The organism is Ralstonia pickettii (assembly GCF_016466415.2).
GTDB classification, from domain to species: Bacteria; Pseudomonadota; Gammaproteobacteria; order Burkholderiales; family Burkholderiaceae; genus Ralstonia; species Ralstonia pickettii.
Window position 1 is genome coordinate 1,682,083 of the sequence record NZ_CP066771.1, and the last position, 23,716, is coordinate 1,705,798.

Sequence of the window (23,716 nt, forward strand, 5' to 3'; positions counted from 1 at the left end):
GCCGAGCGGTTCAATCTCAATCGGCGGCAGCAGGGTCTTCGGCAAACAGCAGTTGCTGGCGCGCATGCGCGTCGGACTCGTATAACCGCACGCCCACGCCCAGCAACCGGACGGGAATGCCGCGACGCTCAAACCCTTGCGCGAGCAATTTGGAGAACACCGGCAAGGACACCTGCGGCGAGATGCATTCCACCGTCGTGCCACGAAAATCGGCAAAACGAAGCTTGACGTAGGTTTTGTGGATCATGTTGCCGGCGCGAGCGCGCTCGACGCGGGCGGCCAGCTGCTCGACGAGAACGCTCAGCTCACGCTGGCAGTCATCGAGCGTGCGCAGATCGGTGGCGTAGGTTTCTTCCACGCTGACTGATTTGCGGATCTGCGAAGGCTGCACTTGCCGATGATCGATGCCGCGGCAAAGGTCATGCAGCCGGAAACCGAACACCCCGAAATGCTGCTGCAAGCGGTCGGTGCCCCAGGCGCGCAAGTCGCCGCAGGTCTCCGCGCCGAGGCGACGCAGCTCGGCCGCCGTCACCTTGCCCACGCCGAACAGGCGGTCGACGGGCAACTCCGCCACAAACCCGTCGATCTGCTCCGGCCGCACGACGAACAGGCCATCGGGCTTATTCCAGTCACTGGCAATCTTGGCGATAAATTTGTTGGGTGCAACGCCGGCCGATACGGTAATGCCGATCTCTTCGCGCACGCGGCGGCGGATGTCTTCAGCGATGCGGGTGCCGCTGCCCGCGAGCAACGGGCTGTCGGTCACGTCCAGATACGCCTCGTCCAGCGAGAGCGGCTCCACCAGCGGCGTATAGCTGTGATAGATGGCGAAGATCTGGCGCGCGACCTGGCGGTACTTCTCCATGGACGGCGGCACGATCAGCAAGTCCGGGCAACGCTTGACAGCCTGCGCCATGGGCATCGCCGAATGGATGCCAAATTTGCGCGCTTCGTAGTTGCAGGTTGCGACCACGCCGCGGCGCTCAGGCCGCCCACCGACGGCCAGCGGCTTGCCTACGAGGCGCGGATCGTCGCGCATCTCGATGGCAGCGTAAAAACAGTCGCAGTCGCAGTGGATGATCTTTCGCACGGCACAAGGCCAGAACCGGCTGCGGGAGGCAGCATCGGCGTCGGGCTTGCTCGTTCAGGAGGAACGCAAGCCTATCAGCTTCCAACGGCTGCGCATGCAACGCCGCGCAACAATGCATTTCGCCGATATTGCGACGCAACATCGGCGATTGAGAGGAGCAAAAGAAAAAGCGGCTTAGCGTCCGATATCGTGCGCCACGGCGCCGAGTTCGTCGTTCAGCGCGCGTTGCTCGTCTCCGGACAAGCCGCCGCGATGCTGGCTGGCCATGTCGTTGGCTTCCTGGCGGATGCGGCGCAGGCGGTCCCGCAGGCCGTCAGCGCGGTACGGATCGATGTAGCCCTCGGATTGGCGAACGTCGACACGATGGAATTCTTCCGCCAGGCGGCCCTGCACTTGATCAAAGCGCGCGCGCGGGTCCACCGGTGCAGGCGCCGGAACCGGAACCGGCTCACGCACCACCACCGTTCGCGTGGGCTGCGTCGGCGCCACGACACAACCGGCCAGAGAGGCCGCCAGTACAGCGCACAGGGTCAGACGCGGAAGAATCGACATGTTTGGGCTCGTATCGTTGTTGTAGAAACGCGCAGTCGCGCGAGAACTGGCGCTTATCTTACGAACCGCTTGCCGCAAAGCTGTGACGATTGGTAACAGCAGATTACCGCCGCGACAACTCCGGTGGCTCGACTGGCGGCGGTGGCTCATCGGGCGATGGTAGATCGGGTGGGATCCCCGGCGGTGAAGGCTCATCGGGTGGGGGAACAGTATGTGCGGGCAGCACGCAATTGACGGACATGGTTTCCCTCCGGGCAAAACGCATTGACAATCTAGTACGCGATTCCCATGCCCACAAGCCACCTTGCCCTGCCTATGCACGACCTGCCCACCGCCAGCTTCCAGGACCGCACGCTCATCCGCATTGGTGAGCCCCACGCCGAAGGCTCCATGCTGCTGCTCGCGCCGGAAGCCGGCGGCCGGCTGGTGCGCTGGCGCCATCGCGGCGAAGACATTCTCTTCTGGCCCGAACCGGCCGATTGGACAAATCCAGCCAAGGTGCGTGGCGGCAATCCGCTGTTATTCCCCTTTATCGGCCGACATTTCGTCGACGGCGAAGTCGGCCGCTGGCGCGACGCGCGCGGGCAACTTCACGAGCTGCCGCAACACGGCTTTGCACGCGACTTGCCGTTCGAGGTGGAAGACGCAAGCGACGCGCACATCGTCCTGCTGCTGCGCGACAGCCCCCAGACGCGTCAAGGCTATCCGTTCGCCTTTGAGTTTCGCGTGACGTACCGGCTGATTCACGATGGGCTGGAGGCGACCTTCTCCGTCAAGCATCTGGATGAAGGCGACACGCATGCCACGATGCCGTTCTACGCTGGTCATCATTTCTACCTGGCGTTACCGCATGCGTTGCGCGGCGCGACCGAACTCTTGATGCCGCCGTCGCGGCTGTCGCGACAGCTGGCCGATGGGAGTCTCGACCGACCCGAGCCCGGCCGCGGGAACTACCAGCTCGACGACCCGGCGCTGCAAGACCGCTATCACCTGCTCGATGACGCTGGCGCTGCAACGCTGGTCATTCCGCCGCACCCGGAAGCACCGCTCGGCCGTCGCATTCGTTTCGAAGTCGACGGCGCGCCGGTGCCCTGGCACGCCATCACCTCGTGGGCGGAAAACGCCACGTCGGACTTCTACTGCGTCGAACCATGGATGGGCCTGCCGAATGCGATCCACCACGGTGAAGGCCTGCACCTGCTCGCCCCGGGCGAGGCGCGGCAAGCAACTTGCCGTCTGCGGATCGCCCGGTAGCCTACGCGCTCAGGCCTTCTCGTAGGCCTGCACCGCATCCAACACGCGCGCGGAATACACCAATGCTGCCCCGGCATTGAGCGAAATCGCCACGCTCAGCGCGTCGGCGATCTCCTCGTGCGTTGCGCCATGCTTGATGGCCTCCGCCGTGTGCACGGTGATACAGCCGTCGCAGCGGGTGGTCACCGCCACGGCCAGCGCAATCAGCTCACGCGTCTTCGCGTCAAGGCTACCCGTCGTGGCAGCCGACAGCGTCTTGTAGCCCTTGACGGTATCCGGCGTGATCTGACCAATCTCGCCAATGCGCCCCAGCAATTCCTTCCGATACTCGACCCAGTTCAGCATGATGTGCTCCGGTGGTGTGGCGCTGGCCCGATGCCCGCGCCGTTGGAAAGAGTATTGTCTTGATGCGTGATTCGTTGAATACTTGATCAACGCAATTTCTGTCGAAATCGTCTCATGGACGCGCTCAGTCAATTCATTCAGCTCACCCGGCCGCAGGCCAGCCTCGATTTGCGCTGCCTGTTCCAGGGGCGATTCTCGATCCCGCACGCTCCAGAGCCGAATGGGCAGGCGCTGTTCCACCTCGTGCTGTCAGGTTGTTGCCGGGTCGACACCGGCGGCCGCACGCTCACGCTGCGCGAAGGCGATTTCATCCTGTTTCCGCGTGGTGAAGCACACACAATTCACGACCCGGTCAGCAAAGAGGCGCCCACCGCCAAGCCACGCACATCGCACGACGGCATGCTGCCGCTTAGTCAAACCGGCCGGGGCGCGGCTGACGTCGATCTGCTTTGCGGTCGCTTCGTTCACGAGCACGGCTCGACCACGCTGCTTGTACGCACCCTGCCCGATCCGTTGCATGTGTCATTGACTGATAGTGCGTCATTTACGGCGCTGCAAGCACTCATTGGGCTGATGCGCGACGAAGCCGAAACGCGCGCACCGGGCGCGCTGGCGATCGTCACCTCACTGAGCCAGGCTTTGCTGACGATGGCCCTGCGCGCCTATGGTCAGCGAGAAAACGCGAGCCCAGGCACGTTGACGCTGCTGTCGGACGCGCGCCTCGGCCCGTCCATACAGGCCATGCTCAGCGCGCCCGAACGTGCGTGGACCATCGACGCCCTCGCCGATCTGGCGGCCATGTCACGCGCTACCTACGCGCGACACTTCAAGGCCCGGGCGGACATGACGGTATGGGATTTCCTCACGCGTGTGCGCATGACGCTGGCCTGCGAAACGTTGGTCCATACACGGCTCAGCGTGGGCGAAGTTGGCGCACGTGTGGGCTATCAATCGGAGGCGGCGTTCGGCAAGGCGTTCAAGCAGCAATTGGGGATGACGCCGGCGCGGTATCGAAGGGGATTGGTTAGTCATCCATAGAGGCCCCGCAACCATTAGCGCTCAAGCTTTCGATGCGTGCACTTCTTCGCACTGCTTTCCGGTAGGAAAAATCATCCGCGATGAGATCAACGAACGGCTTAACGTGGCTCACAGCGAGTTCGGCAAGAACGGCCCGCACGTTCTTCTTGTTCTCGAGCACGTTCGTGACGCGACTCCTAATGTGGACGCTCGGATTACAGAGACTACAGCGCACTCTAGCGCGGGGGGTTTCTATGCCACAGCGATGTGCGAGACGACCGCACCGCGCCCGATCGAACCGCGAGCGAACTACTGGTCATCGGCGCCACGCCTCTGTTATACTTTCAGGCTTCGGGGCGTAGCGCAGCCTGGTAGCGTACCTGCATGGGGTGCAGGTGGTCGGAGGTTCAAATCCTCTCGCCCCGACCAAAACAAAAGCCAGTGTAATCAAGCGATTACACTGGCTTTTTTATTTCTCCGCGCAGCGCAGTTGGGGCCGAATATTTGACAGTGCCTTTGACCGATTGTGTTGGGAAATTCGATTTGTGAATCCGGTGACGATCCAACGACGCTGCGGCTGTGTCGCTGGGGCTTGTAGCCGTACCTACCAGCATCCTGACTTCAATCGATCTCTTGATGAAGCCTCCCGAACAAAGCCGAACCAGCTCGGCTGGAAGGGCCGGTCGACATCTACAACCCCAGCAACACACCGCCAGAGATCACCACGAGCAAGACCTCCAACGGCACGGTACTGCACGCATGAAATCAACCCTCTCAACGAGGGGTAAGCAAACACGCCGCCCTAAAGGGGACCGAAAGGCTACATTCTTGTAAACTCAGATGCTTGGCGCTGATCCCGGCAGCATGCTTGACTACCGCTTGGCAAGCCGAAAGCATCAAGCGTATACGTCTCCTGGAATTGGCGTTGCCTTTCCGGGCTGGCCAGCCCCGAGGCGACATCCGGTTTGGTCACCGGACTCCGACAAGCGCATCTGCGCCAATATCGATAACGGCGGCAACCTACATTTCTCGCGGATGAGCAAGTACCTTTGCGCAACGCGACGAATTTTCGAGTCTCAGGCATGAGTATTCTGCTAACCGGCGCGACCGGTTTTGTAGGCGGCGCTGTTGCCGCCAACCTTGCGGACAAGGGTTTGCTGGGCGACACCCATTTTGCGGTGCGCGGCGGCACCCCCGCCGACGGGCTCGTGCGCCTGCGAAACAACCTGCGCCGTTTTCAATTGCCGAAGACGGTGCTGGATGGCATTAGCGAAGCGCAAATCGTGCCGTTCGACTTGCGCAATGCGGCCGCCACCGCGCTTGGCGACCCGGAAATCATCATCAACTGCGCCGCGCTGGCGACGTTTTCCAACCATCCGTCGCTGTGGGAAACCAACGTTGGTGGCGTGCTGGCGCTGGGCAGACAGGCGGCCCAAGGCAAACGGCTAAAACGTTTTCTGCAGGTTGGCACCGGCATGTCGTGCGGCAAACTTGCTGACCGCCACGTGCAGGAAAGCTGGAACGTGCCGCCGCTTGAGCAACACGCGGTGCAGTACACCTATTCCAAAGGGATGGCCGAGCTGAAGCTGCGCGAAGCGTTTCCCGAGTTGCCGCTGGTGGTAGTCCGGCCGTCCATCGTAGTCGGCCACAGCGAGTTGGGCTGCGCGCCGTCGGGCAGCATCTTCTGGATGCTGCGTATGGTCGCCTTGCTGGAGACCTTCAGTTGCCGGTTGGGCGACCGTATCGACATCCTCCCCGTGGACGATTGCGCCGAGGCCATCGTGCGGCTGGCGCTCAAGCCGATGCTGGCGCACGACCTATATCACATCAGTGCTGGCAACGCGCATTCGGAGCAGATCGCCACGCTGTACCCGCGCGTCAAGCGCTGCGCGAGCCCGGAAGAAGATGCCCAGGCACTGGTCGATTACGTGTATCAGGAAAAAATCGAGGAGAAGGCGCTGGCTCGCAAATTTCTGCGCTTGACCGAAGATGGCAACGTGCGTCTGGTCGCGCGATCCATCCATCTATATGCCAAGTTCGCCAGCATGAGCTACGTGTTCGATAACACGCGACTGGTAACAGAGACGGGCTTTCAGCCGCGCTCGCTGCTCAGTTATCTGGACCGCTGCCTCGACACGTCGGACGCCGTGTCGATCACCGAGCAGATGCAGTGGGACTACAAATAAGCGTCCCCAACTAAACCAAACCACCAGACCAACAGTAGCCTCACCGCCCTCGGCATGCGCCTGTGGGCGCGTGCCGAGGTAGTCTTTATGGTCGTGAGCGCGCCTAAGCAACGCGCCCGTAGTGATCCTGGAAGCGAACAATATCGTCCTCGCCAAGGTAGGACCCGGATTGCACTTCAATCAGCTCAAGCGGAATCTTGCCCGGGTTTTCGAGTCGATGGGTCACGCCTAGCGGGATATACGTTGACTGGTTTTCCGACAGCAGCATCACCTGATCACCGTTGAATACCTTGGCGGTGCCGCACACCACGATCCAGTGTTCTGCACGATGGTGATGCATTTGCAGACTGAGCGACGAGCCCGGATTGACGATGATGCGCTTGACCTGGAAGCGCTCGCCTTGGTCAATGCCCTCATATGAACCCCAAGGGCGAAACACCTTGCGGTGCGTCACCGACTCGTGACGGCCCGAGCTGTTGAGACGCTCGACGATCTTCTTGACGTCCTGCGCTCTGTCACGGTGCGACACCAGAATCGCATCGGCGGTTTCCACAATCACCAGGTCGTTGACGCCCACCGCCGCCACCATGCGGTGCTCGGCCCGCACGTATGTGTTCCTCGCGTCCTCGACCAGCACGTCCCCAAACAACGCATTGCCGTTGTCGTCGACGTTGGCGATCTCGGCAAGAGCCGTCCACGAACCGATGTCGTTCCAGCCCAGGCCAGCCGCCGTCACAACGGCAGCATGTGCCGTTTTTTCCATGACGGCGTAGTCGATCGACAGCTTGGGGCTGGCGCCGAAGGCCTCTGCATCGAGCCGCACGAAATCAGCGTCGCGCTTGGCGGCGTTCAGTGCCAGTTCTGCTTGACGGAGAATCTCGGGCGCATGCTGGCGGAGTTCGTCCAGGTAAGCGGCCGCCTTCAGCATGAACATGCCGCTGTTCCAGTAGTACCCACCCTCTTCCAGCAAGCGGGCGGCGGTCACCGCGTCCGGCTTTTCCACAAAACGCTCCACCCGGTACGTGCCATCGACGGCAACCAGGGCTTCGCCACCGCGGATGTAGCCGTACCCCGTATGCGGCTCGGTGGGCTCGATGCCAAAAGTGACCAAGAAGTTATCCTTGGCGACACTGGCTGCAACCGTGGCGAGCTTGCCGAACACCACGTCGTCTTCGATCACATGATCCGACGGCAGTACCAGCAGCAGCGCCTCGGGTGTGGCCTGCTGTGCAAGCAGGGCCGCAACAGCCACGGCGGGCGCCGTATCGCGGCCGACCGGCTCAAGCACGATCGCCGAGGGTTTCACATCGACGCTGCGCAATTGCTCGGCCACCAGAAAGCGCTGCTCCTCATTGGTGATCACGATCGGGGCGGCCACATTACCGATGCCGCGCAGGCGAAGCGCCGTCTGTTGCACCAGCGTATGTTCGCCGATGAGCTTGAGATACTGTTTCGGATAGCCACCGCGCGACATTGGCCAGAGACGGGTACCGCTTCCGCCACAGAGAATGACGGGGTAAATATTCATTTCAACTCCCTCAAGGACTACCACTCACTCAATCAATAACATTTGGCCCATCGCAACGCTCGTCGCCACCTGCCCCGCTACAGCACTCCACGCAGGCGCGCCTGCCGACGTTGCGCCCAGGCCCAATATCCGTACCACGCCGCATTCCGGCTCCAGCGCCACGCCTTGCGCAGCGGCCGCTTCCAGTCATCCGCAATCCGCCCAAGCGGGCGTGCTGCCGTTGATCCGAGCTTGCGCACCACCGCTTCCGGCGTGGTGAACAGCCGGGTGCGCCAGTCCCAATAGATTGGGTAGCGCAGCAACGCACCGGCCACCAGCATGTCGAGCGTCAGCTTGCGCTGCCGCCACGGCTGCTCCAGCGCATCTTGTGTCAGCCCCCAGCCAGCGTAGAACGGCAACCCATAGGTGAAGACGCGCTTGCCTCGCAGCAGAGCATCAAATCCAACGAGCGATGACAGCACGTGCACCTCATCGGCGCAATCGACCAACGAGACCACGTCGGACTCGGCGTCGACAATGTCGGCCAATTCGTGGGCATGCACCAGCCCCTGCCGGTTACCGGACAACACATCTGGATGCGGCTTGTAGACGATGAAGCCATCTGGATTGCGCTTGCGCACCGCTTCGAGCAGCGCTTCAGCCGTGCCGAGTACCCCGGTGCCGTAGCGGATCGACGCATCGTCGGCCACCTGCCCCGCGACGAGGATGACCGTCTTGCCGGCCGGTGCGTTCCAGCCCGGCGCGCGCCGGCCGAGGTTGTACTTCGTGACGCCCAGGCGAGCTATCAACTCACGCAAAGCCGCCGCTCGAACAAGTTCCGCATCATCGAATTGCGCGCTGTTCAGGGTATGCGTCAGTTCGTTCGGGGTGCGCGCATCGAAATACAGCCCCTCCCGATCCAGCACCTGGCTGCACGGCGCATTCATGTCGGAGCCAAGTCCGTCGGAGTGGAAGAAACCATCTTCCATGCGCAACATGGGTGCACTCGCTGGAATGCCCTCCGTGCTCTTGCCCCCCCACAGCGCCACACGTTCCCCTTGCTCCATCTTTTCTGACACGCGCGCCCAGCGCAATTTGCTCCCGCCAGCCGTCAGGAATGGCGTGGCGAAAAACCGCTTCCATAGCTGGAAACGCACCCCCGCCACTCGCTCGCAATCTGCATAGCGCGCACGCACCGTGCGCTGCAGCTCAATGCTGTCAAGCGAGCGTTCCAGCGTGCCAACACCATGGGTTTCGGGGTCAAGATAGCGCGCGAGTCGCAGATAGACCGCGTCGAACAATGCGGCGAGTGTGGGGCGGTGGTGGCGGTCCGGCATCGGAAGATCATCCGTTGTCAGGCCCCAGCCCGCATAGTACGGGCGACCAAACACGTGCACCGGTATGCCAGCCAGCAGAGCCTGCATGCCTTCGGGCGCGCTCACCGTATATGTATGGTCAATATGTGACAGCGTGGCGAAAAAACTGAAACCCGCGGCAATTCTGCGCGTGCCTGTAGGCAGCTCACCCGCACCGGACAGCCCGCCCGCAGCGCCACGGGCAGCGGGCCAGATCCAGATTTCTGCGCCGGGGTGCTCGCTCTGTGCCGCCGCCACCATGCGTATAAACGCGGCCTGCGTTGCGCCTCCACCGCATCGCTGATCAATCAGCAACACGCGCGGCTTACTACGCGGCTGCATTAACTCCGGTGGACAAACAGGCGTGGCATTGCGTGCAAGGTCCGCACGGGCGGCGACCATGCGCGCCATAAGGTCAGGCAGTTCCGGCGAGGTCCCCAGGCTATCGACGCTCGCAAGCAAGGCTTGTACAGCCTGTTCCATCGGATCTCCCGCGCGGCATGGCCCGGGCAGCACGAACCAAGACAGCATCGGCTCCCCGAGCTTGCATTCCGACCAGATCGGACCTGGAAGCAAAGTCGGTGTGGTCGAATCAATGCAGCGTTTGAGCCGGAGCACTGCCCGCCCCGCCCACCGCTCGCCCCATACACCACCGGCAACGCCCGCGATGGAGCCAAGCGTGCGCCAGCCCCGCGTCACGCCACGCAGGTATGAGGCGACCTGAGGCACAGGCCCGGCAACCGCGCCCATGTCGCGCATTTACGCCAGTTCCTCGATAAATTGATCAACTACCTCGAAGTGCTGCTGCCATGTGGGCTCGCGGAACCCTTCAATGCGGATCAGTTGGCTCGCGCGCTGCACGCTATTCGTCGTGGAATATTCCAAAATACGCGCCATCCAGCCAGGGCCGTCAAGCGGATCGAGATAGTCCGGTATCTCGCCTGCGATCTCCCGGAACACGGGCAGATCACTGGCAATCACAGGCACCCGCATTGACAGTGCTTCGGCCAGCGGCATGCCGTAGCCTTCCACGAAAGATGGGAACAGCAGGGCCTGGGCGTGATGCAGATAGTTGTAGAGGCGCTGGTCGGAACAATTGGCCTCTTCTATGACTTTGCCGCGCAGGGCCACACAGCGTTCCAGCATATCCACCACGTTTTCGCACTCCCACCCTCGCCGCCCGATGACAACCAACGTCGGGGCACGTTCACCCAGTTCCTCGACCATACGGCGCCAGACATGGAGCAAAAACCAGTGATTCTTGCGCGGCTCAATTGTGCCCAGCATGACGAAATACGGCTGCGCGAGCGGACGCGCGTCCACGTTGGCAGCCGGCACGCCTGAAGCCAGACGCGCCACTACCGTCTTCGGCAACGGCCATCCGGCCCATCGCGCCTCTTCGATTAAGGAGTTGAGCGTAGCTTTGGAATTAGCGATAACACCGGACGCATGGCGAAGCGCCACACGCATCCGCTCCCGATGGAGCTCACGCACTCCGGGGCGACAATATTCAGCGTGTGTGAGCGGAATCAAATCGTGCAGCATGAAAACCGTACGGATATTCCGGCTCGCCAGTGATTGAAAATACCGGCCATATTCCAACCCGGAATGGCTGGTATGCAGCAGCACCCCCCGAGCAAATCGCTCACGCCGCAGGGCGCCGAGAATAGCACGCACCATCAGCCGCCGAGCATCCCTCCAACGGGTGGCGTCCTGATTTAGCAACAACTCAAATGCCTGCGCCGATTCCCGCTCCGGCAATACGACATAAAATCCGCGCTCGCTCAGTACGGCACGCGCGCGGGATGCATAGTGGCGGATGTAGGCAAGGCCAACGCGATCCACGCCAGTTGGCAGAGTCCGTTTGGCCAGCCTGTCCAGAAGCCGCGTGACGTCTAAGAATATCGGTAGCACAGCTTTATTACGAATGCATGAATTAGCGGGTGGAGAGTAAAAATATGCCAACGACTTTTGCGGGAAAATTGCCAAAGGGCTGCATATTCTAGCGACGGGCATGTGATACTTGCAAAGTTTTGCTTGACCTAAAGAACCTTCTCCAGAATGCGCAGCCTGCCCGCCTTGCTTTCGGCAGTGTCGATTGTCGGCATTGCCAGCCTTACCGCCTGTTCGTCCGTCCCCTCTTCCGGCCCAACCCGATCGCAGGTAACCGACGCCACCACCGAAGCGTCCGTCAAAGCCGGAATCCAGATCGTAGATGTGACCGAAGCAGTGGCCCAGCGTCTTCTGGCCGAACGCCAGACCGCCGACTTTGCCCGGACTTTGGGGGGCGGGGCGCAATTCCAGCAGCAACTGGGCGTGGGCGACGTCATTGAAGTTTCCGTCTGGGAGGCCCCTCCGGCCACCCTGTTTGGCGCCACCGGCATGGACCCGCGTGTTGCGCCAAGCAACGCTCGCGTCTCTGTGCTCCCCGAACAAATGATCAGCGGCGACGGTTATATCAATGTCCCATTTGCCGGGCAGATCAAGGCCGCCGGGCGCACCACCACACAACTGGAAAAGGACATTACCGCCGCCCTGAAGGGCAAGGCCAACCAGCCCCAGGTGCTGGTGCGGCTGTCCAAGAACGTTACCTCCTACGTGACCGTAGTGGGCGACGTTGCCACCAGCACCCGCATGCAACTGACGGCACGCGGTGAACGGCTGCTTGATGCCGTGGCCAGTGCCGGCGGCGTGCGCCAGCCGGTAGACAAGATAACGATTCAAGTCACCCGCGGCAACGCGGCTCAAACCCTGCCGCTGCAAACCATCATTCGCGACCCGCGCCAGAATGTGCCGCTGCGTGCTGGTGACGTCGTAACCGCGCTATTCCAGCCCCTCAGCTTTACTGCGCTGGGTGCCACCGGCAAAAACCAGGAAATCAATTTCGAAGCGCAAGGCATTACGCTGGCCCAGGCCATTGCCCGTGCCGGCGGCCTGGAAGACTCTCGCGCCGATGCGCGGGGCGTGTTCATTTTCCGCTTTGAAGATGCCAACGCCCTGCCCTGGCCGCGCCAGCCGGTGCGCACCACACAGAACGGCAAGGTGCCGGTGGTCTACCGTTTGAACCTAAAGGACCCCGGCAGCTTTTTTGTAGCGCAGACGTTTGTGATGGATAACAAGGATTTACTGTACGTGTCGAATGCACCGATTGCTGAGCTGCAGAAGTTCTTGAATGTAGTGTTTTCCGTGGCTTATCCGGTGGTGACTACGGTGAATACGTTCAAGTAATTCTGTTTGCTTCGGTAGCCAGTCTAAATGGGGGCTGACTATACCGTGCCTCAGCTCTCGAGCGCTTGCCCGGGCGGGTACCGCCCTGCAATTGCTCAGCATTTTGGGAATTTGGTCTACCAAGACAACTGGTTTGATGACAGTTCCGGCCGCGGCACCTCAGTGGACGTCGGACGTGACGGCATGAGTGCTGCCCGGATGTAATAGCATGAGTATTATTTCTTACGCCCAGAACTTTGAAGACGTCATGCTATGGCGTGCCTTGGGGCACGTAGCAGAAGGCTTCTATATCGATGTGGGCGCCCAGCACCCCACTATCGATTCCGTCAGTAAAGCGTTTTACGAGCATGGCTGGCGCGGCATTCATGTGGAACCCACCAGCACCTATGCCACCTTGCTGAGACAGGATCGCCCGGACGAAACCGTTCTGCAGGCCGCCCTGACCCACACCCATGGCACGCTGACGTTTTACGAAATCCCCGAAACCGGCCTGTCTACGGCGGATGCCACCATTGCCGAGCGCCACAAGCAGCAGGGCTTCCAAACCCGTGAAACCACAGTTCCCTGCCTCACCCTGGCCGATGTGTTTGAACATGCCGGCTCACGCGACATCCACTGGCTCAAGATTGATGTCGAAGGATTCGAACGGCAGGTGCTGGAAGGCTGGGGGCAGTCACTAGCCCGGCCATGGATAGTCATAGTGGAAAGTACGCTTCCGCTAACAACTATCGAATCCCACTCACATTGGGAACCGCTACTGCTTGGCCGCGACTACGAACACGCCTATTTCGACGGACTTAACCGCTACTACGTCTCTACCGGCCATCCCGAACTGCGCGAAGCGTTCCGCGCAGGGCCGAATGTGTTCGATGGCTTTGCGCTAAACGGCACTGCCAGCGCCCCTTTTTGCCACCTGGTGCAGGCACACCATAAAACACAAGTTGACTGCGCGCAGGCGGAGCTGGCCCAGGCAAAACACACTGCCCAGCAAGAAATCACGCGCCTAACCGACGCATTGGCTACGCAACGGGAGCTTCACACCAAACAAGAGCAGGCCCTGGGGGAACAGTTACGAGCATCGAACGATGCCGTGCACCAGCTCGAGTCCACGCTGGTTGATCAGGGCCGCGCCAATGTCGAGAAAGAACAATCGCTGATGCGCGACCATGCTAATCGGGTCGAATCTCTGCTCCAGCAACTCCAAGCCAGCGAGACGGAGCTTCGTCAGTTAATGCAGGAAGGGGCTGCGCGCGAAAGAGAGCTAACACGGCAGGCTGCCCAAATCCGTGAGGAAGTGGACGAGCTGCTGCGCACCTTGGTACAGCGGGAAAAAGAGTTCTCCCAAGAACTCATGCAAACCCGCCAACATGGCGAACAAGCCCTGGCTGACCAGTTTTACGCGAGCCAAGCCGAGCTGCGACGGCTGGCCCAGGAGGGAATCGAACGGGAACAAGTACTGACCCAGCACAACCTCCAGGTTCGGCAGCAGATGGAAGCCCTACTGCGCTCAGTAGCGCAGCGGGAAAGCGACTTTGCCAGAGAACTGCTACAAACCCGGCGCGAGGCCGAGCAGATCACTGCCGAACAAGCCCGCGTCCACGCGGAGCTAGAGCGGACTCTGCGTCACGAAGGGGCCGAGCGCGAACACGCGTTGACCGAGCAAATCGGCCAACTTCGACTGGAAGTTAAAGAACTGCTCCATTCGTTGGCGCAACGGGAAAGCGAATTTTCCCGAGAACTTCAGCAGGTTCACCGCGACGCCCAGCAAGCCGTCGGCGAACAAGCCCGAGTGCATGCCGAGCGCGACCAGGCATTGGTTCAACAACTTCTGACCGCACACGCAGAATTGCGTAGCGCCGAAGCGCGCGGCCGTGATCGAGAACGACAGCTTGACCAGGAAATTTCCAGCACGCAGGCAAAGCTTATCCAACTGACGCAGGCCCATGCGACACTCGAGGCGCAGCTCAGAGAGCAAATGGCGGCAGCACAACATACAACCTTGGCGCTTAAGGCATCGTTAGATGCGATTCACACCTCTTTCGCATGGCGTCTCACGGCACCAGTGCGCTGGATTGGCTCCCTGTTGTTCACCCCTTTGCCACTGCCGCGAACTCAGGCGGCGCCGATATTTTCATCTGCTGCAGCTCAGCCTCCCGCACCGGCATGTGCAGCACCAGCCCCAACATCTACTCTCACCCAGCAACGCCCGAGTGAGACCGGAATTTCTGCTTTAGCAATCAATACACCCATGAACTGCCCGTCAATAGCACACACGCTGGATGAACTCCTGTCGTACCATGATCAGCAGTTCGTCCATTCTGCCTACCTGACAGTTCTGGGGCGTAACCCTGATCCTGACGGCTTCCGTTACTACTTGGCTCGTGTACGCCAAGGCGTCAGCAAGATCCAGATTCTTTCTCAGTTGCGATTCTCCCAAGAGGGCAAAGCACGCGGTTCGTCCCTTTCCGGCCTGGATGCAGCGGTGGCTTCCTATCGCTACCTCAAGCTTCCTCTGATCGGCTGGCTGCTAGGCCTTATGGTACGAGTGCAACACGCTGGCGCCACTCACCAGAAACTGAATGCGATCGAAAACCAAATCTATGTTCTTGGCGACGAGAACCAGCGCCGATTTGCGCGATTAGAAAATGCTGTGACCGACCTGCACCACGCAGTCATGCAGCAAGCTCAAACCACCGTTACCGCTCAGGGTGGCGCGCCGAATCATAGTCGCGTTGCCTTAGCCAGCACCAGCTTCCGACCGCCCGAGCCCGAGGGGCTCAAGCAACTCTCGCCACGTGCACGGGATATCTATTCCCAGCTCAAGCAAGCCGCTGCCACTCATGTCGAAGGAGTCGCATAATGCGAATCTTGATTGACCTGCAAGGGACGCAAGGTGCCAGTCGACATCGCGGCATAGGCCGCTACAGCCTAGCATTGGCACAAGCCATGGCTCGCAATCGCGGTGATCATGAGATCATTATTGCGCTTAATGGGATGCTCCACGATTCCATTGAACCAATTCGCGCAGCATTTGAAGGATTGCTTCCACAAGAGAATATTCGCGTGTGGCATGCAGCAGGACCGGTGCCGCCCCTTACTCCTGAGAACACTTGGCGCAGACGAACGGCTGAACTATTACGCAACGCTTTCTTGGAAAGTCTTCAGCCTGATATCTTGCACATCACGAGCCTATTCGAAGGGTATGGTGACGACGCCGTTCACAGCATCTGCGGAACTTCGATCCCGACGGCCGTCACGTTCTACGACCTGATCCCACTGCTACAGAGCGAACAATATCTCACGCCTAATCCTCTATACGAGGCGTTCTATAGAGAGAAACTCGCTCATTTAAAGCGCGCCAATATTTATCTGGCGATTTCAGAATCGGCGCGCCAGGAATGTATAGACAATCTAGGCGTCGCGGCAGACGAAGCGGTCAATATTGGGGCTGCAGCCGAAGTCGGCTTCAAACCTATCTCCATCACTGAACGGGACAAGCGAAGCCTTCGCAATCATTTTGGGTTAGAGCGTTCTTTTGTGATGTACTCGGGCGCAACGGATGAGCGCAAGAATCATTTGCGCCTCATCAAAGCATTTTCACTTCTGCCAAAGACGCTAAGGGAAAACTGCCAACTTGCCATAGTCGGCCGCCTCCCGAATGATCACCGAGAGAAATTTGAGAAGTATGCAGAGCTATGTGGCCTAGGATCGGATGATGTTGTGATTACAGGAAGCGTCAGTGATAAAGAACTTGTGCAACTCTACAACCTGTGTGATCTATTTGTTTTTCCTTCATTGCACGAGGGCTTTGGTCTGCCCGCACTAGAGGCAATGTCATGCGGCGCTCCCGTTATTGGCGCAAACACTTCTAGCTTACCGGAAGTCATCGGACGCCGGGATGCTTTATTTGATCCGTTCGATGAGAAAGCGATCAGCCGTAAAATGGCCGAGGTATTGACCAACACTCGCCTACGCGATGAGCTGGCAGAACACGGCTTGAAGCAGGCAAGAAATTTCTCTTGGGATGAGAGCGCAAAAAGGGCAATTTCAGCCTTTGAACGTTGGCACGCTAAACAAGGGAAAACGGCTAGCCGAAATAACGAAGCATTTGATAACGATTCCGCGATAGCCTCGCTCGTTGAAAAAATTGCGAGACTCAACAATCCGTCGACTAATGATGACGACTGGCTCAAGACGGCACAAGCCATCACGCTCAACCACTGTCGAACCGCCAAAAGGCAGTTGTTGATTGACATCTCTGAATTAGCCCATCGTGATTCTAAGACTGGCATTCAGCGGGTAGTTCGTAGCGTTCTGGCGGAGTTACTTATTAATCCGCCACCAGATTTCAGTGTCGAGCCGGTTTATGCCACTCAGCATGAACCCGGCTATCGCTACGCAAGGCAATTTTTGGCGCAGTTCCTGAGCAAACCAAGCCCAGAGCTGGCAGATGACCCTATAGAAGTGTCCAGCGGAGACATATTTCTTGGCCTCGATTTGCAACATCACGTCGTCTTACAACAGGCGCCGTTTTATGCCCATTTGAAGCGCGCTGGCGTACAGGTGCACTTTGTCATTTATGACCTGCTGCCCGTATTGATGCCTCATGTGTTCCCGGAAGGTACGTCTGATATTCACGACAGATGGCTACGTGTGCTCGCCCAAGGCGATGGCGTGCAGTGCATCTCGCGTGCAGTTGCAGACGAGATGGCCGAATGGCTCAGTGTAAACGGTCCAGAGCGCTTACGCCCCTTCAAGCTTGGCTGGTTCCATTTGGGAGCGGATGTAGCGCGGTCTGTTCCCACCAAAGGTCTACCGGCTACCGCTGACGATGTGTTAGACACCCTTGCACACCGCCCCGCTTTCTTGATGGTGGGAACTATCGAGCCGCGCAAGGGGCAATTGCAAACACTGGCTGCATTTGAGCGCCTTTGGAGCGAGGGCGTGGATGTCAACCTGGTGATGGTTGGAAAGCACGGCTGGAATGTCGACTTACTGGTTGAAATGCTCCATAACCATGCCGAGCGCAATCGACGCTTGTTCTGGTTGGACGGCGTCAGTGACGAATACCTCGAAAAAATCTACGCGGCTTCCGACTGCTTGATCGCCGCCTCGGAAGGCGAAGGTTTTGGCCTGCCACTTATCGAGGCTGCCCAACATAAATTGCCGATAATAGCTCGTGATATACCGGTCTTCCGAGAGGTGGCTGGGAATCATGCTTTGTACTTTTCGGGCGCAACGCCGGATACCCTAGCCAATGCCGTGAAAGAGTGGCTCACGCTGGACAAGGCCGGTGCAGCTCCCCAGTCGAATGCCATGCCTTGGCTGACCTGGAAACAAAGCACACAGAACCTGCTGGATATCATTCTTCGTGGGCACTGGTATCGACAGTGGCTGCCCGACGGTGTGCACCGCTTCGCAGGCAGCGACAGCCGACTGGGTACGCAGGTAGGTAAGCGTGCCGGGCGTGAAATGGTGAGCACGCGTAAAGCAGGGTACCTGATCTTTGGACCGTATCTTTCTCTAGCCAGCGGTCACTATCGGGTGGTGATTCGCGGGGAACTTGGAGGCACCGCCGAGGCCCGCATGGATGTCGCAGTTGATCAAGGCCAACGCATCCTTGCCGAGTCTGCACTGCGTGAGCCCGACGCAGGCGGCCATTTGCTTGTGCTACCGATAGAGCTAGATGCACCCTGCACAGATCTCGAGGTCCGGGTATGGGTCAACAGTCGCACTGACTTGAGTATTTCCGTGATTGAGGTTGCCCCTCGGTTGGATAATCAAGAAGAAGATGACGCACACTCGGCAAATGAAAGCGATTCATTAACGAGCGAGCCACTTGCAGCGACCACCGCGCAACAGTTGCGGCACTCCTCCGTGACGGCAGCTTGACAAGAAGGCGGACACAAAGGAAAGCGTTGATTTATCTCAATCTAATTGGTTGCACTTTAAAATCAGGAAAATAAGAATGACTACCGCTATCATCACCGGCATCACTGGCCAAGACGGCGCCTACCTAGCTCAACTGCTCTTGGAAAAAGGTTACACCGTCTACGGCACGTACCGCCGCACCAGTTCCGTCAATTTCTGGCGAGTCGAGGAACTGGGCGTAGATAAGCACCCGAACCTACATCTGGTCGAGTACGACCTGACCGATCTGAGCGCCAGCATCCGCCTGCTACAGACGACCAAGGCCACCGAAGTCTATAACCTCGCCGCGCAAAGTTTCGTCGGCGTATCGTTCGACCAGCCCGCCACCACGGCCGAGATCACCGGCATCGGCCCGCTCAACCTGCTCGAAGCAATCCGCATCGTCAACCCGGAGATCCGCTTCTACCAAGCCAGCACCTCCGAGATGTTCGGCAAGGTCCAAGCCATTCCCCAGATCGAGAGCACGCCGTTCTATCCGCGCAGCCCGTATGGCGTGGCCAAGCTGTACGCGCACTGGATTACCGTGAACTACCGCGAGAGCTACAACATCTTCGGCAGCAGCGGCATTCTGTTCAATCACGAGTCGCCGCTGCGTGGCCGTGAGTTCGTGACCCGCAAGATTACCGACAGCCTAGCCAAGATCCATCTGGGCAAGCTGGACGTGCTGGAACTGGGCAACCTCGACGCTAAGCGCGACTGGGGTTTTGCCAAGGAGTACGTTGAGGGTATGTGGCGCATGCTGCAGGCTGACAAGCCAGATACCTACGTGCTGGCCACCAACCGTACAGAAACGGTCCGGGACTTTGTCACGATGGCAGCCAAGGCGGTCGGTACCGAGATCATGTGGGAAGGCCATGCCGAGAACGAAGTCGGCTACGATCGCAAAACAAACAAAGCCATCGTCAAGATCAATCCCAAGTTCTACCGCCCGGCTGAAGTCGAGCTGCTGATCGGCAATCCCGCCAAGGCCCGCGAAGAACTGGGCTGGGAGCCCAAGACGACGCTTGAGCAACTGTGCCAGATGATGGTCGAGGCAGACGTCCGGCGCAATCAGGTAGGCTTCTCGTTCTAAGACATGGCAAAGGTCCTGATTACCGGCGTTCGCGGCTTCACCGGGCAGCACTTGCTCAAGGAGTTGCTGAATGCCGGTCACGAAGTCTGCGGCCTAGCACACACACCGGCGCCCGAGGCGTCGGTGCGTGTGCATGTGTGCGACCTGCTTGACCGCACGGCACTGACGGAGGTGCTCGCCCGAGAGCAGCCCGAGGCGGTGGTGCACCTCGCCGCCATTGCGTTTGTTGCCCATGGCGACGCCCGGGCAATCTACGAGACCAATGTGGTGGGCACCCGCAATCTGCTGGATGCCATCCATACGTCGGGCTGTCGGCCAAAATCCGTACTGCTGGCCAGCAGCGCCAACATCTACGGCAATGCAGACCGCGAGGTGATTGACGAGTCCACTCCCGCTGCGCCTGCCAATGACTACGCGGTCAGCAAGCTGGCCATGGAGTACATGGCCAGGCTGTGGGAAGACAAGCTGCCAATCACCATCGTGAGGCCGTTCAACTACACAGGTGTCGGACAGTCGCCCAACTTCCTGCTGCCGAAGATCGTCTCCCACTTCCGCGAGCGCAAGCCTGTCCTAGAACTGGGGAATCTGCACGTCGTCCGCGATTTCTCCGATGTGCGCAGCGTTGTGGCCGCCTATGGGCGCTTGCTCGACGAGCGATTCGCGGGCCAGACCTTCAATGTCTGTTCGGGTACTGGCTATGCGTTGAAGGATGTGCTGGCCATGATGAGCGATCTCGCCGGATACCAGCCGGAGATCAAGGTGAACATGGCCTTTGTACGCGCCAACGAAGTGCACACGCTGATCGGTAGCAACGCCAAGTTGCGTGAGGCCATTGGCGCGCAGCCCACCATTGCGTTGCGCGACACACTGCAGTGGATGCTGGAAGCCGAAGAATGAAGCTGATCCTTGCGGTGGATGCGATCGTGCCACCATTGACGGGCATCGGTCGCTACACGTGGGAACTGGCCAGGCACTACACCCTGCCGCAAATCGGACTGGACCAGGCGCGCTTCTTCTTTGCCGGCCGCTGGGTGAAGGATCCTGCCTCGCTGCTACAGCCTGCCACAGCGCAGCCGCGTCGGCGCAAAGGCTTGCTGCCCCGCATGCCTGCCAGTTGGCGCCGCTGGAACATGCGGCGCCAAATGCGAAGCCATGTATTTCATTCGCCAAACTATTTCCTTCCCGATGCGGTGGATGGCGGCATCGTCACGGTGCACGACCTGTCCGTATTCAAGTACCCCGAGACCCATCCGGCGGAGCGCTTGCGGCATTTCGAGCAAGGCTTTGCTTCCACACTGAAGCGGGCTGCACATCTGATCACCGATTCCGAGGCGGTTCGTGCAGAGGTGGTGGAATACTTTGGCTGGCCGCGTGACAAGGTCACCGCAATCAGGCTTGGGGTGCCGACCGAATTCGGGCCGCGTCCGCACGCAGAACTGCGTGCGGCGCTAGAGCAGTATGGCTTGGCGCCGGGAGCCTATGCGCTTTGCGTCTCAACACTTGAGCCGCGCAAGCGCGTCGACCGCCTGCTCACTGCCTACGGCACCCTGCCCTCGGCATTGCGCGAGAGCTGTCCGCTTGTGCTGGCAGGCAGCAAGGGCTGGCTGAGCGACGGTTTGCAGGAGCAGATTGTGCGCGGCCAGAGCGAGGGATGGCTGCACTACCTGGGCTTCGTGCCCGAGCCCGTCCTTCCCTTACTGTACGCTGGTGCGCGGGCCTTCCTGTACCCTTCGGTGTATGAAGGCTTCGGCCTTCCCGTATTGGAAGCCCTTGCCAGTGGCGTACCGACGCTGACGTCCGATTGCTCGTCGCTGCCGGAGGTCGCCGACGGCGCCGCTTGGTTGGTGCAGCCGGATGATCACGCCGCGCTGTATGAAGGGATCGCCAAGGTCTTGTCCGACGAAGCATGGCGCGCGCAGGCAGTGGAACGCGGACTGCAAGTGGCCCAGCAGCACAGTTGGGCCCGCTGTGCGGCGGGTACGCTGGAGGTGTGCCGGCAGTTCGCGTGATGGGTGGCGCGATGATGTACCGTGCGGGCGAGGTGTTATCGAACCGCCAGTGAAGTCCGTCTTATCTCATGCTCTTCGCCGAGCTCCTGCGTTTGCAGGGTCACACTGAGCCACTCAGCGAACGGAGCCGACTTTATATGATCAGTGATTTAGTTTCAGAAGATATCAGGGTTTCGATAGGTAAAGGCACCTATGCGTCCTCTCCGCCAATTATCCGCCCACATCATGCGAATAATCGAATAGTCATTGGCAACTATTGCTGCCTCGCGCACGACGTGACTATTTTTGCCGGCGGCAACCATCCCATGGGCTATCTGACAATGCATCCTCTGAAGCTCTATTTGGGTAAGGGATCATTTGAGGACTGGTCCGCCGATTGTGGCGATGACGCTGAAACAACGACAATTGGGAACGATGTATGGATCGGTCATGGTGCAACAATTTTGTCCGGAGTTAAGATCGGAGATGGCGCAGTCATTGGGGCCCATACTGTTGTCGCGAGTGATGTGCCGCCTTACGCCATTGTTGCAGGCAACCCGGCAAAATTAATCAGAAAGCGCTTTAGCGAGCCGCAGATTGAACAACTATTGAAACTCGGTTGGTGGAATTGGCCACGAGAACACATTGAAGAAGCTGCAGAATATCTGTGTTCTGGCGATCTTGATGCACTCTTGGCCTTTGCAGGGGAAAAGCGAGGAGTATCAAGTCCTTGTTCATCCATACACCAGTCTGCAACCTGACATTCATGTGCACGTTGGCGGCGCAAACCTGACCAACGACGGCGAGCTTGTGCAGTGATGCAATGCATGTCGCTGCAGCCGAGAGAGATACCGCTTTGGCCAAAACCAAGACCATGCGAGCTCAACTCGCTTAGCAGGGCAAGGTGGCCAGCAATTTTTTGAGCTGCATGGCACTTTCGGACCACGTGAGCCACGGCATGGACCGGCTATCGGGTGCACTACCCGCCTGTAGCTGATCGAGCCAGCGCGCGAGCACAGGAGCAAGTTCAGCACCTGTGCCGGCGGCAAAATAGCTGGCATGGGCGCCAGCTATTTCCCGAAATACTTCAATATCGCGCACAAGTAGCGGTATGCCATGTTGTGCAGCTTCCACCAGAGGCAGCCCAAAGCCCTCGGCCTCGGACGCCATCACCAGACCATTTGAACGGCAATAGAGGTGGCTCAACTCAGCATCGCCTGCCCGCTCTAGCCAAATCAGGCGTTTACCGGCCTCGGGGTGCTGCCGCAAGCGGGCAGCCATCGCCTCCATATGCCAGCCCGGCTTGCCAACAATGACCAGCTTCACATTCCCACCCTGCTCCCACAGGATGTCCAGCGCGTCCAGCACTTGCGCATGGCCTTTGCGCGGTTCGATCGTCCCCACCATCAAGATGACGGGGCCCGAGCCCTCTTCAAACTGGGCGTACCTGGGGCTTTCTCCCTGGTTGGACGGCAACTGGCTGGCGACCAAATCGGCCCCTAGGTGAAACCACCGCGTTGGCAAAGTGGCCGGCTGCATGCTGTATTGCCGGCGCAGCCAATCATCAGCCTGCTTTGCCACTGATGCCGAGATGCAAAACAATGCATCAGCATGCACAGCCAGCGTCGCCAGCCAGCGCGGGAAGGCCTTGCGTGCAATCGGCGTAAACCAGTCAGGATGCAGTACCGGCAACAGGTCATACACCACGACGGCCAGCTTGACGCCCTGCTGGCGCCAGCGCAGCAGTTCACTCTGCCGCCGGGGCAAAATGCGACTGGTCAGATCCAACCCAAGGAACACGTCGCCTGCAGCGACCTGAACCACCTCACTATCTGAAGAGTCGGAGCGTGGTTGTCCGCTCAGCTTGACAAGATAGTTGTCGGCATAACGATAGCCCTGCTTGCGGGTAGCCTGCACCGGGCGCACGACAAACCCATCGGGAGGCGATTGGAGTACGCACAGCAGCAGTGCCCGCACTACACGCTGTATGCCACTGCCTGCGTCATTGCGGGCGATAATGGATACATCCACCAGCAGTTGCCGTGGTCTACCGTCCGATCCTGGCGCTGCCTTGCTGGCGGTGCGAGACTGGACGGCAACCCGGGCGGCGTTCACCCACCGATGTGGCGACCATTGAGCCAATCGCAGCAACAGGTAGATTTCAAGAAGGCTGCGACGGCGAATCATGAAG

At 59.7% G+C, this 23,716-nt stretch carries 17 protein-coding genes and 1 tRNA gene; 11 read left to right on the forward strand and 7 right to left on the reverse strand.

Annotated features, from left to right (window positions below; genetic code table 11):
- Positions 1-16: 16 nt before the first annotated feature.
- Both dinB and RP6297_RS07935 read right to left on the reverse strand, forming a co-directional pair.
- Positions 17-1,039 carry a DNA polymerase IV gene (gene dinB, locus RP6297_RS07930; protein ID WP_009240812.1) on the reverse strand — a complete coding sequence of 341 codons (1,023 nt, stop codon included), beginning with the start codon at positions 1,037-1,039 and terminating at the stop codon, positions 17-19.
- Between the two features lie 225 nt (positions 1,040-1,264).
- Complete coding sequence (locus RP6297_RS07935) at positions 1,265-1,642, reverse strand: hypothetical protein (protein WP_009240813.1); 378 nt, start codon at positions 1,640-1,642, stop codon at positions 1,265-1,267.
- A gap of 315 nt (positions 1,643-1,957) precedes the next feature.
- On the opposite strand from RP6297_RS07935, the gene RP6297_RS07940 reads away from it, so the two are divergent.
- Positions 1,958-2,896 (forward strand): aldose epimerase family protein, encoded by a 939-nt coding sequence (locus RP6297_RS07940; RefSeq protein WP_009277594.1) that lies wholly within the window; start codon positions 1,958-1,960, stop codon positions 2,894-2,896.
- A gap of 9 nt (positions 2,897-2,905) precedes the next feature.
- Here the strand turns inward: RP6297_RS07940 and RP6297_RS07945 are convergent, their stop codons facing one another.
- Positions 2,906-3,241 carry a carboxymuconolactone decarboxylase family protein gene (locus RP6297_RS07945; RefSeq protein ID WP_009240815.1) on the reverse strand — a complete coding sequence of 112 codons (336 nt, stop codon included), beginning with the start codon at positions 3,239-3,241 and terminating at the stop codon, positions 2,906-2,908.
- Positions 3,242-3,355: 114 nt separating this feature from the next.
- Here RP6297_RS07945 and RP6297_RS07950 point away from each other — a divergent pair, with 114 nt between their 5' ends.
- The 3 genes from RP6297_RS07950 (at position 3,356) to RP6297_RS07960 (ending at position 6,444) form a co-directional block, all read left to right on the forward strand.
- On the forward strand, positions 3,356-4,279 hold the full coding sequence (locus RP6297_RS07950) for a cupin domain-containing protein (RefSeq protein WP_009240816.1): 924 nt from the start codon (positions 3,356-3,358) through the stop codon (positions 4,277-4,279).
- A gap of 331 nt (positions 4,280-4,610) precedes the next feature.
- Positions 4,611-4,687, forward strand: a tRNA-Pro gene (locus RP6297_RS07955).
- 653 nt (positions 4,688-5,340) lie between these two features.
- The gene (locus tag RP6297_RS07960) at positions 5,341-6,444 is read left to right on the forward strand and encodes an SDR family oxidoreductase (protein ID WP_009240817.1); all 1,104 of its coding nucleotides are present in this window, start codon (positions 5,341-5,343) and stop codon (positions 6,442-6,444) included.
- A gap of 103 nt (positions 6,445-6,547) precedes the next feature.
- On the opposite strand, the gene RP6297_RS07965 is transcribed toward RP6297_RS07960, so the two are convergent.
- From RP6297_RS07965 to RP6297_RS07975, 3 genes are all read right to left on the reverse strand, one after another.
- Positions 6,548-7,972: a mannose-1-phosphate guanylyltransferase/mannose-6-phosphate isomerase gene (locus RP6297_RS07965; protein ID WP_009240818.1), complete on the reverse strand. Its 1,425-nt coding sequence runs from the start codon at positions 7,970-7,972 to the stop codon at positions 6,548-6,550.
- A 77-nt stretch (positions 7,973-8,049) separates the two neighbouring features.
- Positions 8,050-10,065, reverse strand: coding sequence for a capsular polysaccharide biosynthesis protein (locus tag RP6297_RS07970; protein ID WP_009240819.1), 2,016 nt, complete (start codon positions 10,063-10,065; stop codon positions 8,050-8,052).
- Entirely contained in the window at positions 10,066-11,220 is a 1,155-nt protein-coding gene (locus RP6297_RS07975) for a glycosyltransferase family 4 protein (RefSeq protein ID WP_080725236.1), read from the reverse strand.
- Positions 11,221-11,367: 147 nt separating this feature from the next.
- Between RP6297_RS07975 and RP6297_RS07980 the strand changes: the two genes are divergently transcribed.
- The 7 genes from RP6297_RS07980 (at position 11,368) to RP6297_RS08010 (ending at position 22,286) form a co-directional block, all read left to right on the forward strand.
- Positions 11,368-12,534 (forward strand): polysaccharide biosynthesis/export family protein, encoded by a 1,167-nt coding sequence (locus RP6297_RS07980; RefSeq protein WP_009240821.1) that lies wholly within the window; start codon positions 11,368-11,370, stop codon positions 12,532-12,534.
- Between the two features lie 208 nt (positions 12,535-12,742).
- On the forward strand, positions 12,743-15,394 hold the full coding sequence (locus tag RP6297_RS07985; RefSeq protein ID WP_009240822.1) for an FkbM family methyltransferase: 2,652 nt from the start codon (positions 12,743-12,745) through the stop codon (positions 15,392-15,394).
- Positions 15,394-18,426 (forward strand): glycosyltransferase family 4 protein, encoded by a 3,033-nt coding sequence (locus tag RP6297_RS07990; protein ID WP_009240823.1) that lies wholly within the window; start codon positions 15,394-15,396, stop codon positions 18,424-18,426. The genes RP6297_RS07985 and RP6297_RS07990 overlap by 1 nt, the downstream gene beginning before the upstream one ends.
- Before the next feature lie 76 nt (positions 18,427-18,502).
- Entirely contained in the window at positions 18,503-19,537 is a 1,035-nt protein-coding gene (gene gmd, locus RP6297_RS07995) for a GDP-mannose 4,6-dehydratase (protein ID WP_009240824.1), read from the forward strand.
- Between the two features lie 3 nt (positions 19,538-19,540).
- A complete protein-coding gene (locus RP6297_RS08000; RefSeq protein ID WP_009240825.1) occupies positions 19,541-20,434 on the forward strand; it encodes an NAD-dependent epimerase/dehydratase family protein in 894 nt (297 codons plus the stop codon).
- Positions 20,431-21,546 carry a glycosyltransferase family 4 protein gene (locus RP6297_RS08005; protein ID WP_009240826.1) on the forward strand — a complete coding sequence of 372 codons (1,116 nt, stop codon included), beginning with the start codon at positions 20,431-20,433 and terminating at the stop codon, positions 21,544-21,546. Before RP6297_RS08000 ends, RP6297_RS08005 begins: the two co-directional genes overlap by 4 nt.
- Before the next feature lie 137 nt (positions 21,547-21,683).
- Positions 21,684-22,286 carry a CatB-related O-acetyltransferase gene (locus tag RP6297_RS08010; protein ID WP_223293276.1) on the forward strand — a complete coding sequence of 201 codons (603 nt, stop codon included), beginning with the start codon at positions 21,684-21,686 and terminating at the stop codon, positions 22,284-22,286.
- Positions 22,287-22,416: 130 nt separating this feature from the next.
- Here the strand turns inward: RP6297_RS08010 and RP6297_RS08015 are convergent, their stop codons facing one another.
- Positions 22,417-23,712 carry a glycosyltransferase family 4 protein gene (locus RP6297_RS08015; protein WP_009240828.1) on the reverse strand — a complete coding sequence of 432 codons (1,296 nt, stop codon included), beginning with the start codon at positions 23,710-23,712 and terminating at the stop codon, positions 22,417-22,419.
- Positions 23,713-23,716 lie beyond the last annotated feature (4 nt).

Coding starts and splice junctions, on each gene's coding strand:
- RP6297_RS07960 (WP_009240817.1), top strand. CDS start 5,341: ATGAGTATTCTGCTAACCGGCGCGACCGGTTTTGTAGGCGGCGCTGTT.
- gmd (WP_009240824.1), top strand. CDS start 18,503: ATGACTACCGCTATCATCACCGGCATCACTGGCCAAGACGGCGCCTAC.
- RP6297_RS08015 (WP_009240828.1), bottom strand. CDS start 23,712: ATGATTCGCCGTCGCAGCCTTCTTGAAATCTACCTGTTGCTGCGATTG.
- RP6297_RS08000 (WP_009240825.1), top strand. CDS start 19,541: ATGGCAAAGGTCCTGATTACCGGCGTTCGCGGCTTCACCGGGCAGCAC.
- RP6297_RS07970 (WP_009240819.1), bottom strand. CDS start 10,065: ATGCGCGACATGGGCGCGGTTGCCGGGCCTGTGCCTCAGGTCGCCTCA.
- RP6297_RS07950 (WP_009240816.1), top strand. CDS start 3,356: ATGGACGCGCTCAGTCAATTCATTCAGCTCACCCGGCCGCAGGCCAGC.
- RP6297_RS07935 (WP_009240813.1), bottom strand. CDS start 1,642: ATGTCGATTCTTCCGCGTCTGACCCTGTGCGCTGTACTGGCGGCCTCT.
- dinB (WP_009240812.1), bottom strand. CDS start 1,039: ATGCGCGACGATCCGCGCCTCGTAGGCAAGCCGCTGGCCGTCGGTGGG.
- RP6297_RS08010 (WP_223293276.1), top strand. CDS start 21,684: ATGATCAGTGATTTAGTTTCAGAAGATATCAGGGTTTCGATAGGTAAA.
- RP6297_RS07940 (WP_009277594.1), top strand. CDS start 1,958: ATGCACGACCTGCCCACCGCCAGCTTCCAGGACCGCACGCTCATCCGC.
- RP6297_RS07985 (WP_009240822.1), top strand. CDS start 12,743: ATGAGTATTATTTCTTACGCCCAGAACTTTGAAGACGTCATGCTATGG.
- RP6297_RS07980 (WP_009240821.1), top strand. CDS start 11,368: ATGCGCAGCCTGCCCGCCTTGCTTTCGGCAGTGTCGATTGTCGGCATT.
- RP6297_RS07990 (WP_009240823.1), top strand. CDS start 15,394: ATGCGAATCTTGATTGACCTGCAAGGGACGCAAGGTGCCAGTCGACAT.
- RP6297_RS07965 (WP_009240818.1), bottom strand. CDS start 7,972: ATGAATATTTACCCCGTCATTCTCTGTGGCGGAAGCGGTACCCGTCTC.
- RP6297_RS07945 (WP_009240815.1), bottom strand. CDS start 3,241: ATGCTGAACTGGGTCGAGTATCGGAAGGAATTGCTGGGGCGCATTGGC.
- RP6297_RS08005 (WP_009240826.1), top strand. CDS start 20,431: ATGAAGCTGATCCTTGCGGTGGATGCGATCGTGCCACCATTGACGGGC.